The sequence below is a fragment of the Devosia sp. genome, from assembly GCF_028290625.1.
Classification (GTDB): Bacteria; Pseudomonadota; Alphaproteobacteria; order Rhizobiales; family Devosiaceae; genus Devosia.
In genome coordinates this window covers 103,270-116,200 of the sequence record NZ_JAQGJM010000038.1, presented here as the reverse complement: position 1 = coordinate 116,200, position 12,931 = coordinate 103,270, and the positions used below count along the sequence as shown (strand labels likewise).

The following is a 12,931-nucleotide window of genomic DNA, read 5'->3' as shown; positions in this document are numbered from 1 at the left end:
GCCGCCTCCAAAAGTACCCCTCATCCGACCTTCGGGCCCCTTCTCCCGCAAGGGGAGAAGGGGGAAAGGAACTAAGCCCCGCAGTCGTCACCCCTCTCCCCTTGCGGGAGGGGGACAGACATTTCTGCGTCCAGCAGAAATGTCAGGGTGAGGGGCTTCTAAACCTCCACAAACACCGCCCCGCCCTCGACCTTCACCCGATACGTCCGCAGGTTCACGCACACCGGCGCGCCCTTGGCCTCGCCGGTCTTGTAGTTGAACCGCCCATTATGCTTGGGGCATTCGATGATCTCATCCATCACCAGCCCATCGGCCAGGCTGACATGCTCATGCGTGCATAGCCCATCGGTCGCAAAATACTCGTCATCCGGGCTGCGATAGATCGCGAACACCCGCCCCGCATGGTCAAAACGGATCACATCCTCTTCTTCCACATCATCGCTCCCACACGCCTCGATCCACTCGCCCATTCTTCTTGCTTTCACTGTGAGTTTTCAGTCGACACCCTCCCCCTTCGCGGGGAGGGATCAAGGGTGGGGGGATGAGAGCCCCGATGTCGGGGATGCCGTCACTCCGCCGCCGCTGCATCCCCATGCAATTCCTCCCGATACGGCTTCGCCGTCGCCGGCAATTCCCGCTTCAGGAAATAGTCCTCATTGCGCAACTGCCGTAGGAACGCCGGTACCATCTCGCGATACGCGTCCCACATCGAGCTATTCGCCGCCGGCAGGTCATGCTTGATCAGCTCATGCAGCTTTGGCAGCGCGTGATACGGCACCATCGGAAACATGTGGTGCTCCACGTGGTAGTTCATGTTCCAGTAGATGAACCGGCTGACCGGGTTCATCAGCACACTGCGGCTGTTGAGCCGGTGGTCGGTCACATTGTCCGCCAGCCCGCCATGCTGCAGCAGGCCGGTCAGCACATGGTGCCAAGCGCCATAAAGCCGTGGCCCCCCGACAATCACCAGCGGCAGCCACGACCCCATGGCGATCGCCACGACGATCGTCACCGCATAGATCGCCGCCCAGATCCGCGCCACGCGCACCACCTTGGCCTGCTCCATTTCGGGGATGAACGTCTTTTCCTCGGCGCTGACCACGCCCGCAGCATTGCGCACCATGTCGGTCAAGCCGTGCCACACATCCAGCACGCCGACGAAACTCAGCACCACCCGCAGCAGATCTGGCGGCCGCATTACCGAAATCTCGGGATCGCGCCCCACGATGATCGTATCGGTATGATGCCGCGCATGGCTCCAGCGCCAGGTGACCGGATTGCGCATCATCATGAAGCAGGCGATCTGGTAGACGACATCGTTCATCCACCGCGTCTTGAACGCCGTGCCATGCCCGCATTCGTGCCACCGCGAGTCGCCGCCCGAGCCGTAGAGCACCCCATAGGCGAGGAAAAACGGCACCGCGATCCACGATCCCCAGAACCAGATGCCTAGTCCCGCGAACACGACCATCGCGCCGATCCAGATCGCCGTGTCGCGAATAGCCGGACCGTCCGAACGCTGCATCAAGGCCTTCATCGCCTTGCGCTCGACATCGGTGTGATACCACTCGGCCGCCGCCAGCCCATTGGCGACCGCCAGGGCGCTGTCGCGACCGATCAGGCTGTAATCGCGACTGGTGGCTGCAATGGTCATGACGTCCTCCCGCCAGAAATCCCGCATGCTTGTTTAGAAATGGCTACTCCCACGCCCTTCCACTGGCAACACAAGCGTGATAGTTTCTATCATTGCTATCACCATGCGGATTTTGCGGTGATAATTTATAGCAGGATATCGCCATGGCCCGCCGCCCTACCGTCGCCGATATCGCCGCCGCCTGCGGCCTCAGCGTCGCGACCGTCGATCGCGTCCTCAATGCGCGCCTCCCGGTGCGCCAGGAGACCGCCGAGCGCGTCTTCAAGGCCGCCGAGCAGATCGGCTACCATGGCACCGGCCTGATCCGACGCCGCGTCGAGGCCGGCCTGCCGCATTATCGGCTGCACATCCTGCTGCAACGCCCGGACCAGTTGTTCTACGCCGATTTTGCCCGCGAACTGGAACGCGCCGCCCTGTCGCCCACCCAATTCCGCGTCACCGCCACCATCAGCTTCCTTGCCTCCCAGACGCCGTCCGAGATCGCCAATCGCCTGCGTGATGCCGCGCGCACCGCCCAGGTCATCGCCATGGTGGCCATCGATCACCCCGCCGTCACCGCCGCCGTCGCTGAAATCGAAGCCGCCGGCATTCCGGTTTTCGCCCTCCTGTCCGATTTCGCCTCCGGCGTTCGGCGCGGCTATATCGGCACCGATAACACCAAGGTCGGCCGCACCGCCGGCTGGCTTGTCGCCCATTCGGCCCCCCCTGGCAAGGTGGCGATTTTCGTCGGCAGCCACCGCTTCCACGGCCACGAACTGCGCGAAATCGGCTTCCGCTCCTACCTTCGCCAATCCGCCCCGCACCTGACGATCATCGATACCTTGGTCAATCTCGAAGACGTCAACCTCGCCCACGAAGCAACCTCGGACCTGCTCCGTCGCCACCCCGATCTCAGCGCCATCTATGTTGCTGGCGGTGGCATGGAGGGGGTAGTCGCCGCCCTGCGCGAGGAGGATATGGCCGGCCGTCTCGCCGTGGTGTGCAACGAGATCAACGCCTTCTCTCGAGCCGCGCTCGCCGAAAATCTCATCACCGCGCTGACCGCGACCCCGGTCACCGCGATAGGTAACGCCCTGGTCAATCTGGCGGCAACCGCCATGACTACGCGGACCCCGGAATCAGGTGGGCAAACCTTCCTGCCCTTTGAGATCTATGTCTCGGAAAATATCTAGGACAGCGCTACTGCCCTGTTGTAGCCGTTCCAACAAAGCCGGGCATTTGCGATATTTCCAATCCATTTATGGAATGTATATTCCGCGTTGACAACATAACAGAACCAGTGTTTCATTTGACGCAGAGACCGGAGCAATCCGGCGCCGTCAGGGAGTTCGTTTTAGTGTCAGCCAGTCCGCGCCCCAGCTTTGCGCTCAATCACATGGTCGCGCCGCAATTGGGCCTGGCTGATTTCTTCGCGCTGACCCGTTCGCTTGGCCTGTCTGGCGTCGAGATTCGCAACGATATCGCCGGCAACACGATCCTCGATGGCACCTCGGCGAGGGTCGTGAAGTCGCTCGCCACCCAAAATGATGTTTCCATCATTTCCATCAATGCCCTGCAAAAATTCAACCATTGGTCGCCCCTACGCGCCAGTGAGGCCGAAGCCCTCGCCGACTACGCCGCTACGTGCGGCTCGCAAGCGCTTGTCCTCGTCGCCGCCAATGATGGCACCGGCCTTGAACCCGATATGCGCGTCAGCAACGCCACCGAAGCCCTGACGCACCTTGCGCCCGTTCTGCGGCAGCGGGGATTAGTGGGACTGGTTGAATGCCTCGGCTTCGAAATCTGCTCGCTGCGCTCCAAGCGCGAGGCCGTCGCCGCTATCGACGCCGCCAATGCGCGCGATGTGTTCAAGCTGACCCACGACACCTTTCATCATCACCTAGCCGGGGAAGGGGACATCTTCCCCGAACTGACCGGCCTGATCCACATTTCCGGCGTCGACGACCCCACGGTCTCCGTCCGCGACATGCGCGACAGCCACCGCGTCCTCGTCGGCCACGCCGATCGCCTCGGCAATCTCGAACAGATCGCGGCACTCTATGCCGGCGGCTATTCCGGCCTGCTCTCCTTCGAGCCCTTTGCCGAGGAATTGCGTACCCTTTCCGATCCGGCTGCCGCCATTCGGCAGAGCATGGATTTCGTCGCCAATGGCCTGGCGGCCCGCGCCGCCTGACCCAATAAATTCCCGTAAAAACTGGGAAATTTCCGGAAAAACAAGGGCGCCGCCGGACGCCCGCTCTGTGGAGGAGAGAAGAATGAAGAAGCTCGTATTGGCTACCGTCATCGCCAGCCTGATGAGCGGTTCGGCAATGGCCGCGACCGTTGGCGTGTCGATGGCGGCGTTCGACGACAACTTCCTGACCGTGCTGCGCAACGGCATGGGCGATTATGCCAAGACCCTTCCCGATGTCGAGCTGCAGGTCGAAGACGCGCAGAACGACGTGTCCAAGCAGATGAGCCAGATCCAGAACTTCATCGCTTCGGGCGTCGATGCCATCATCGTCAACGCCGTGGATACCGACGCCACCGCCGCCATGTCGACGCTGGCCTCCGATGCCGGCATTCCGCTGGTCTATGTCAATCGCCAGCCGGTCAACCTTGATACCCTGCCGGCCAAGCAGGCCTTCGTGGCATCCAACGAAGTGGACTCCGGCACGCTGGAGACCAAGGAAGTCTGCCGCCTGCTGACCGAAGCGGGCAAGACCGAAGCCAACATCGTCGTCATGATGGGCGAGCTCTCCAACCAGGCCGCCCGCCAGCGCACCCAGGACGTGCATGACGTGATCGCCACGCCGGAATGCTCTTTCATGAAGATCGCCGAAGAGCAGACCGCCAACTGGTCCCGCCAGCAGGGTGCCGATCTGATGACCAACTGGATGTCGGCTGGCCTCAAGTTCGATGCTGTCGTCGCTAACAATGACGAAATGGCCATCGGCGCCATCCAGGCCCTCAAGGCCGGCGGCATCGACATGAAGGACGTGATCGTTGCTGGTGTCGACGCGACCGCCGACGCTCTTGCCGCGCTTCAGGCCGGCGATCTCGACGCCACCGTGTTCCAAAATGCGGCCGGCCAGGGCAAGGGCGCTCTCGATGCCGCCCTCGCACTCGCCAAGGGTGACGCGGTCGAGACCAAGGTCTTCGTGCCGTTCGAGCTGGTGACCCCGGCCAACGTCGCTGAATACGCCGGCAAGAACTAAGCCCACATCACACTTGGATGCGCCGCGCAAACGGCGCATCCTCTCATCAACGAAGCTCGGAAACCGGGCAGGGGAGGCAGTGATTGGTCAGTCCGCAGACAATGCGCGCCGTCCGCGAAAGCGGCGCTACGCCCCAGTCCGAATTTCTTTTGGAAATCAGCCACGCCCGTAAGGAATTTCCCGGCGTCGTCGCGCTGGATGATGTGTCGCTGCAACTCAAGCGCGGCACCGTCCATGCGCTGATGGGTGAAAACGGCGCCGGCAAGTCGACGCTGATGAAGATCATCGCCGGCATTTACGCCCCCGATAGCGGCAATGTGCAGCTCCGCGGCATCGACATCCGCCTCAAGTCACCGCTCGACGCGCTTGAAAACGGCATTGCCATGATCCATCAGGAACTCAACCTGATGCCGTTCATGACCGTCGCCGAGAACATCTGGATCCGCCGCGAGCCGTTGACCCGCTTCGGCTTTGTGGATCACCACGAACTCAATCGCCGCACCGCCGAGCTGTTCGCCCGCCTCAAGATCGATATCGATCCCGAAATTCAGGTCAGCTACCTGTCTGTGGCCAGCCGGCAGATGGTCGAAATCGCCAAGGCGGTGTCCTATGAGAGCGACGTGCTCATCATGGACGAGCCGACCTCGGCGCTCACCGAAACCGAAGTCGCGCATCTGTTCGCCATCATTCGCGACCTGCGCGCCCAGGGCAAAGGCGTCGTCTACATCACCCACAAGATGAGCGAGCTGTTCGAGATCGCCGACGAAGTCTCGGTGTTCCGCGATGGCCGTTATATCGGCACCCACGCTTCGGCGGACGTTACCCGCGACCAGATCATCCGCATGATGGTCGGCCGCGAGATCACCCAGATGTTCCCCAAGGAAGAGGTGGCGATCGGCGAAGTGGTGCTGTCGGTAAAGAACCTGTCGCTCAAGGGCGTGTTCGAAGACATCTCCTTCGATGTCCGTGCCGGCGAAATCCTCGGCATTGCCGGCCTCGTCGGCTCCGGCCGTTCCAATGTCGCCGAGACGGTTTTCGGCGTGACGCCGGCCAGCAGCGGCACCATCTCGATTAACGGAGAAGTGGTCAATATCGCCACCCCGACCATCGCCATCCAGCACGGCATGGCCTTCATCACCGAGGACCGCAAGGAAACCGGGTGCCTCCTGTCGCTCGACATCCAGGAGAACATGCAACTCGCCGTGCTGCAGGACAAATACAGCCGTTTCGGTTTCGTCAGTCAGGGCGAGCTATCCCGCACCTGCGAGGACATGGCCCAGAAGCTGCGCGTCAAGACGCCCAACCTGGCCGAACGCGTCGAGAACCTCTCTGGCGGCAACCAGCAGAAGGTGCTGATCGGCCGCTGGCTGCTCACTAACCCGAAAATCCTCATTCTCGATGAACCCACCCGCGGCATCGATGTCGGCGCCAAGGCCGAAATCCATAAACTCGTCACCCAGCTCGCCCATCAGGGCGTCGCGGTGGTGATGATCTCATCCGAACTGCCCGAAGTGCTCGGCATGTCCGACCGTATCATGGTCATGCACCATGGCCGCGCCACGGGCTTCCTGGACCGCTCCGAAGCCGATCAGGTCAAGATCATGGATTTGGCGGCACGATGAGCACTCCGTTATTTCAGACGAGCCTGCGCCAACCCGCGAGGACCCAATCATGACCACCACCTCAGACGCCCTCGCCACCCCGCGCAGCCGCTCGCGAAAACTCCCCACCGAGCTGTCCATCCTGGCGGTTCTCGTCGGCATCGCGCTGGTGTTCGAAATCCTCGGCTGGATTTTCATCAAGCAATCCTTCCTGATGAACCAGCAACGCCTGACCATCATGATCCTGCAGGTCTCGGTCGTCGGCATCATCGCCGTCGGCGTCACCCAGGTCATCATCACCGGCGGCATCGATTTGAGCTCCGGCTCTGTCGTCGGCATGACCGCCATGATTGCCGCCAGCTTCGCGCAGTCGGCGGATTGGGCGCGCCCGGTCTATCCGGCGCTGGTCGGCCTGCCCGTCATCATCCCGCTGGTTGTCGGCCTCGCCATCGGCAGCCTCGCCGGCGTGGTCAATGGCAGCCTGATCTCCTACACCAAAATCCCGCCCTTCATCGCCACCCTGGGCATGATGGTCTCCGCCCGTGGCGTCGCCAAGTGGTACACCAAGGGTCAGCCGGTTTCCGGCCTGACCCCTGAGTTTAACTTCATCGGCTCCGGCATCTGGCCGGTCATCATCTTCCTCGGCGTCGCCGCCATCTTCCATATCGGCCTGCGCTACACCCGCTACGGCAAGTTCACCTACGCCATCGGCGCCAACCCGCAGGCGGCACGCGTCTCCGGCATCAATATCGAGCGCCACCTGGTCAAGGTCTACGCCATTGCCGGCATGCTGGCGGGCCTGGCCGGTCTCGTCACCGCCGCCCGGGCACAGACGGCCCAGGCCGGCATGGGCGTCATGTATGAACTCGACGCCATCGCCGCCGCCGTCATCGGCGGCACCTCGCTCGCAGGCGGGCAGGGGCGCATCACCGGCACCGTCATTGGCACCATCATCCTGGGCACCATGACCTCGGGCTTCACGTTCCTGCGCGTCGACGCCTATTATCAGGAGATCATCAAGGGCATGATCATTGTCGCCGCCGTCGTCGCCGACCAATACCGCCAGCGCAAACGCAAGAAAGTCTGATTTTGCGCTAGGCTGCGCTCAACGATTCCGCGTGTCATTCGGCCTTGCCTGAATGGCACGCGGCCTTTTTATAACCACCGCGCGCACGCGCCCTTCTACTCGGAGTCTCCCCATGACTGTTCGCTTCGGCCTTCTCGGCGCCGGCCGCATTGGCAAAGTTCACGCCAAGGCCATTTCGGCCAATCCCAATGCGCGCCTCGTCGCCGTTGCCGATGCCATGGAAAAGGCGGCCAGTGATCTGTCGACCCAGTATGGCTGCGACGTGCGCACCATCAACCAGATCCTGACCGCGACCGATATCGACGCAGTCGTCATCTGCACGCCCACCGATACCCACGCCGACCTGATCGAGCAGTTCACCAAGGCCGGCAAGGCAATCTTCTGCGAGAAGCCGATCGATCTCGACGTCGAGCGCGTCAAGGCCTGCCTCAAGGTCGTCGATGCTGCCGGTGGCACGCTGATGGTCGGCTTCAACCGTCGCTTCGATCCCCATTTCATGGCCGTTAAAGCGGTCATCGACAAAGGCGAGATCGGCGCCGTCGAAATGGTCCAGATCACCTCGCGCGACCCCGGCGCCCCGCCGGTCGATTACATCAAGCGCTCGGGCGGCATTTTCCGCGACATGACCATCCATGACTTCGACATGGCCCGCTTCCTGCTGGGCGAAGAAGTCGACACCGTCACCGCCTATGCCTCGAACCTGGTCGACAAGGCCATCGGCGCCGCCGGCGATTATGACAGCGTCAGCGTCATCCTCACCACCGCCACCGGCAAGCACGCCACTATCTCCAACTCTCGCCGCGCCACCTATGGCTACGACCAGCGCATCGAGGTCCACGGCTCCAAGGGAGCCGTCTCGGCCGAAAACCAGCGCCCGGTTTCCATCGAAGTTGCCAACGCCTCCGGCTACACCCGCCCGCCTTTGCACGACTTCTTCATGACCCGCTATACCGAAGCTTATGCCAACGAAATCAGCACCTTCATCCAGGCCGTTGAATCAAAATCTGTCGCCGGCCCCAGCGGGTTGGACGGCTTGATTGCATTGGCGCTGGCCGATGCTGCGCTTAAATCGGTCGCCGAAAAGCGCGCGGTGAAGGTCAGCGAAGTCACAGGCGTACTGGCGGATAAGGGCATCTTCCAGGGGCGATAAGCATTGGGGCACGCCCTCGTGGTTCGAGGCTCGCGTAGAGTTCGCACCTCACCATGAGGGCTACTGGAATATTGAGCCAAGAGTAGCCCTCATGGTGAGGTGCGCTTCTTCAGCGCCTCGAACCACGAGGGCGTGGCGCGATGCTCTTACTTCAACAACCACTCATGCTCGGGCGCATTGTGGAATTTCCACGTCCGCACCGGGCCGGCCATGACGTTGAGGTAATACAGATCATACCCGGCCGTCGTCGCCACCGGGTGATAGCCCTTGGGCACTAGCGTCACGTCGCCGTCCTCGATCACCAGCGCTTCATCGAGGCTCCGGTCATCGGTATAGACCCGTTGCATGGCAAAGCCCTGCGGCGGGTTGAGCCGGTGAAAATAGGTCTCCTCGAGAAAGCTCTCGTGCGGCAGGTTGTCGGTATCGTGCTTGTGCGGCGGATAGGACGAGGTATTGCCGCCCGGCGTGATCACCTCGACCACCAGTAGCGAATGGGCCGGATCGGTTTCCGGCAGGATATTGGTGACGTGGCGCACATTGGCGCCCTTGCCGCGCACGATCGGCGGATTGGTGCCCGGCGGAATGACCCGCGCCGGATAGGCCCCGCGCTCGCCCGGCGCTGAACACACAGCCAGCTCCAGCTCGGTCGTGGCCGCCGCCGCCCAATTGCTCCCCGCCGGCACATAGACCGCATAGGGTTCGCCCTCGAACGGCGTCATGCGCTGCCCGAGTTCGCCCAAATCCTTGCCGTCGACCGAAATCTTCGCCTTGCCGCTGACCAGCACCAGGCACACTTCGTCGCTGCCGGTTTCCGCGCCCACGGCCTCGCCGGCGCCAAGCTTGTGCAGCGCGAAGCCCACATAGGTCCAGCGCGCGCTGTTTGGCGTGATCGAGTGAACCTTGCCGGAGTTACCCTTGGGGCGGACTCGGAGGTTGGGTGTCGTTGCCATCGGTGGGCTCTTCCTTGGGAAAGGTGATAAAGAAGCTGTAGATCGAGAACAGCAGCGCGGCGCCGACGAGCACGCCCCAGAACGGCTCCCGATTCCAGACCCATTCCCACGCGCACCACACCGCCAAAAATGCGGTTACGGCATAGCGCCGCCATATGGGGCGAAACCAGCTTACGTCATTAGGCTTGAGCAGCACGGCCATTCTCCAGAACCATTGGGCAATGGTCTAGCACATCGGGACGGCAAAGCTCACCCCTTCGGGAAGCCCTGCGTCTCCACAGTGTATCCGGCCGCCGTCATGACGCGCATAAGTTCCTTGTGGCCAACCTGCGCCATCCGCAGCGGCGGATTTGCGACCGGGTCCTGTTCTGCCTCCACCACAAACCAGCCTTCATAGCCGTAATCGGCGAGTTTCTGCACGATGGCGCCAAAGTCCAGCGAGCCATCGCCGGGCACGGTGAAGGCACCCAGCGCCACGGCGTCAAGGAACGATTGCTTGGTCCGATCCAGCCCATCGATCACGCCCATTCGCACGTCTTTGACATGCACGTGGCTGATCCGCTGGTGGTGATTGTCGATGGCGCGCAGCACATCGCCACCGGCGAAAGCCAGATGCCCCGCATCCAGCAGCAGTGGAATACCGGCGCCGGACGCCTTCATGAAGGCATCCAGCTCGGGCTCTGTCTCGACCACGGCCGCCATATGATGGTGATAGGCCAGCGGCATGCCCTGTTCGGCGCACCATTCGCCAAATTCGGTGACCTTGTAGGCATAGGCCTTCATCTCGTCATCGGAGAGCTTGGGCTTCTGTGCCAGCGGGATTTCGCGTTTGCCCTGGATGGAGCGCCCAACCTCGCCATAGACGATGCAAGGCGCATCGACCGCCTTGAACAGCTTGATCATCGGCGCAATGCGGGCTTTGTTGGACGCTAGGTCCTCGTCCACCAGCGTGCCGGAAAACCAGCCCCCGCACAGCGTCACATCGGCGGCCCGCAGAATGGGCAGCATCACTTCAGGATCGTCGGGAAACCGGCGGCCCTTTTCCATGCCGGTGAACCCGGCCGACCGCGACTGGCGCAGACATTCTTCCAGCGACACGTCGTCGCTCAATTCCACCAGATCGTCGTTCCACCACGCGATGGGCGACATGCCGAGTTTGGCTTTCAATTTATGCTCCGTTATTGCCACGCCCTCGTGGTTCGAGGTCGCTGCGCTCCCGCCTCACCATGAGGCCTACTGGGAGCTCAATCTCAAAGTAGCCCTCATGGTGAGGTCGAGCCCTTCGCGAGCCTCGAACCACGAGGGCGTGGCACAAAGCCTACCCCACCCGCTGCCCCTTCAGCGCCGTCACGTAAGCCTCCCGCGCCGCATTCACCTGCGGGCGGTCGCTCACCTCCGGCACCGCCACATCCCACCAATGCCCACCTTCATCAGTGGTGATGAGTGGATCGGTGTCGATAACGATCACCGTCGTACGATCCGTCCCTTCAGTTTCCTGCAACGCCGTCTCCAGCTCCGCAATCGAGCCAACCTTGCGCGATATCGCCCCCATCGAGGCAGCATGCGCAGCAAAATCGATTCCGGGCAGAGTGACATGGTGGGTGTCCTTCAACAGATTGTTGAAGTTGGCCCCGCCGGTCGCCATCTGCAGCCGGTTGATGCAGCCATAGCCGGCATTGTCGAGCACCACGATGGTCAGCTTGGCGCCCAGCATGATCGAGGAGGCGATTTCGGAGTTCAGCATCATGTAGCTGCCGTCGCCCACCATGACGACCACGTCGTCATCGGGCCGCGCCAGCTTCACGCCGAGGCCGCCGGCAATCTCGTAGCCCATGGTCGAGAAGCCGTATTCCATGTGGTAGCTGCCGGGCCGGCCGGCCTTCCACAGCTTGTGCAATTCCCCCGGCAGGCCGCCAGCGGCGCAGACCAGCGTCGCGGTCTCGCGGGCCCGCTGCACCGCGCCGATGACCTGTGCGTCAGAGGGCAATTCGGCATTGGTGGTGCCGGTTGCCCGGTCGGCGGCAACCATCCAGTCCTCCTTGCCCGCCGTGGCCGTGTCGGTCCAACTGGTGTCGGCTTGCCAGCCAGTCAGCGCCGAATTGAGCGCCTCGAGCCCCGCCCGGGCGTCGGCCACCAGGGGCAGGGCGCGGTGCTTCTGGGCGTCGAAGGGCTGGACGTTAAGGCCGATGATCTTGAGATCGTCATTCTTGAACAGCGCCCACGAGCCAGTAGTGAAATCCTGTAGCCGCGTGCCGATGGCGAGAACGACATCGGCCTGCTCGGCCAGGTCGTTGGACGCCGAAGTCCCGGTCACGCCGACCGAGCCCATATTGAGCGGATGGTCGTGCGGCAGGCTGGACTTACCGGCCTGGGTTTCCAGCACCGGCACGCCATAGCGCTCGGCAAAATTGCGCAGCGCCGACGAGGCCTCCGAATACAACACGCCGCCACCGGCAATGATCACCGGCTTTTTGGCATGCAGCAGCGCCGTGGCGGCCACTGCAAATTCATCGGCATCCGGCATGATGCGGCGAGTGCCCCACACCTTCTCGGCGAAGAAGCTCTCGGGATAATCATAGGCCTCCGCCTGCACATCCTGGCACAGCGACAGCGTCACCGGCCCGCATTCGGCGGGATCGGTCAACACCTGCATAGCGCGACGCAGCGCCGGGATGATCTGCTCGGGCCGGGTAATGCGGTCGAAATAGCGGCTCACCGGCTTGAAGCAGTCATTGACCGTGGCCGTGCCGTCGCCAAAATCTTCCATCTGCTGCAACACAGGGTCGGGCAGGCGATTGGCGAACACATCACCCGGCAGCAGCAATACCGGCAGGCGATTGACATGCGCCAGCGCCGCCGCCGTCACCATGTTCAGCGCGCCCGGCCCGATCGAGGTCGTGCAAGCCATGAACCGCCGCCGGAAACTGGCCTTGGCGAAGGCGATCGCCGCATGCGCCATGCCCTGCTCATTCTGGGCGCGATAGGTCGGCAGCGTGTCCTTGATGCCGTACAACGCCTCGCCAACGCCCGCGACATTGCCATGCCCGAAAATGGCGAAGACACCGCCGAAGATCGGCACGGTTTCACCGTCGATCATGGTTTTCTGCATGGTCAAGAAGCGGGCCACGGCCTGCGCCATCGTTAGTCGGATCGTCTTCTGGCTCATTGGCCTAGTCCTCTATGCCCGACCTCGTGGTTCGAGGCTCGCAAAGTGCTCGCACCTCACCATGAGGTCTCAATTCACTCAATGTGAGAGTAGTCCTCATGGTGAGGCTTTGCGCAGCAAAGCCTC

General features: G+C 62.5%; 12 protein-coding genes. 6 read left to right on the top strand and 6 right to left on the bottom strand.

What is annotated here, in order from left to right; translation table 11 throughout:
* Nucleotides 1-158: 158 nt before the first annotated feature.
* Nucleotides 159-470, bottom strand: a complete 312-nt coding sequence (locus tag JWR51_RS21555) for a MocE family 2Fe-2S type ferredoxin (RefSeq protein ID WP_299752993.1) — start codon at nucleotides 468-470, stop codon at nucleotides 159-161.
* A 98-nt stretch (nucleotides 471-568) separates the two neighbouring features.
* On the bottom strand, nucleotides 569-1,654 hold the full coding sequence (locus tag JWR51_RS21550; RefSeq protein WP_299752597.1) for a fatty acid desaturase family protein: 1,086 nt from the start codon (nucleotides 1,652-1,654) through the stop codon (nucleotides 569-571).
* Between the two features lie 143 nt (nucleotides 1,655-1,797).
* Here JWR51_RS21550 and JWR51_RS21545 point away from each other — a divergent pair, with 143 nt between their 5' ends.
* From JWR51_RS21545 to iolG, 6 genes are all read left to right on the top strand, one after another.
* Nucleotides 1,798-2,826, top strand: coding sequence for a LacI family DNA-binding transcriptional regulator (locus tag JWR51_RS21545; RefSeq protein WP_299752595.1), 1,029 nt, complete (start codon nucleotides 1,798-1,800; stop codon nucleotides 2,824-2,826).
* Between the two features lie 203 nt (nucleotides 2,827-3,029).
* Entirely contained in the window at nucleotides 3,030-3,827 is a 798-nt protein-coding gene (locus tag JWR51_RS21540; protein WP_299752990.1) for a TIM barrel protein, read from the top strand.
* A gap of 82 nt (nucleotides 3,828-3,909) precedes the next feature.
* The gene (locus tag JWR51_RS21535) at nucleotides 3,910-4,851 is read left to right on the top strand and encodes a substrate-binding domain-containing protein (protein ID WP_299752592.1); all 942 of its coding nucleotides are present in this window, start codon (nucleotides 3,910-3,912) and stop codon (nucleotides 4,849-4,851) included.
* A gap of 101 nt (nucleotides 4,852-4,952) precedes the next feature.
* Nucleotides 4,953-6,473 (top strand): sugar ABC transporter ATP-binding protein, encoded by a 1,521-nt coding sequence (locus tag JWR51_RS21530; RefSeq protein ID WP_299752988.1) that lies wholly within the window; start codon nucleotides 4,953-4,955, stop codon nucleotides 6,471-6,473.
* Nucleotides 6,474-6,522: 49 nt separating this feature from the next.
* Nucleotides 6,523-7,539: an ABC transporter permease gene (locus JWR51_RS21525; protein WP_299752589.1), complete on the top strand. Its 1,017-nt coding sequence runs from the start codon at nucleotides 6,523-6,525 to the stop codon at nucleotides 7,537-7,539.
* A gap of 112 nt (nucleotides 7,540-7,651) precedes the next feature.
* Complete coding sequence (gene iolG / locus JWR51_RS21520) at nucleotides 7,652-8,689, top strand: inositol 2-dehydrogenase (RefSeq protein WP_299752586.1); 1,038 nt, start codon at nucleotides 7,652-7,654, stop codon at nucleotides 8,687-8,689.
* A gap of 146 nt (nucleotides 8,690-8,835) precedes the next feature.
* On the opposite strand, the gene iolB is transcribed toward iolG, so the two are convergent.
* From iolB to iolD, 4 genes are all read right to left on the bottom strand, one after another.
* Entirely contained in the window at nucleotides 8,836-9,639 is an 804-nt protein-coding gene (gene iolB, locus JWR51_RS21515; RefSeq protein ID WP_299752583.1) for a 5-deoxy-glucuronate isomerase, read from the bottom strand.
* On the bottom strand, nucleotides 9,599-9,841 hold the full coding sequence (locus JWR51_RS21510; protein ID WP_299752580.1) for a hypothetical protein: 243 nt from the start codon (nucleotides 9,839-9,841) through the stop codon (nucleotides 9,599-9,601). Before JWR51_RS21510 ends, iolB begins: the two co-directional genes overlap by 41 nt.
* Nucleotides 9,842-9,888: 47 nt before the next feature.
* Nucleotides 9,889-10,806 (bottom strand): myo-inosose-2 dehydratase, encoded by a 918-nt coding sequence (gene iolE, locus JWR51_RS21505; protein ID WP_299752577.1) that lies wholly within the window; start codon nucleotides 10,804-10,806, stop codon nucleotides 9,889-9,891.
* 151 nt (nucleotides 10,807-10,957) lie between these two features.
* Nucleotides 10,958-12,805 carry a 3D-(3,5/4)-trihydroxycyclohexane-1,2-dione acylhydrolase (decyclizing) gene (iolD, locus tag JWR51_RS21500; protein WP_299752574.1) on the bottom strand — a complete coding sequence of 616 codons (1,848 nt, stop codon included), beginning with the start codon at nucleotides 12,803-12,805 and terminating at the stop codon, nucleotides 10,958-10,960.
* Nucleotides 12,806-12,931 lie beyond the last annotated feature (126 nt).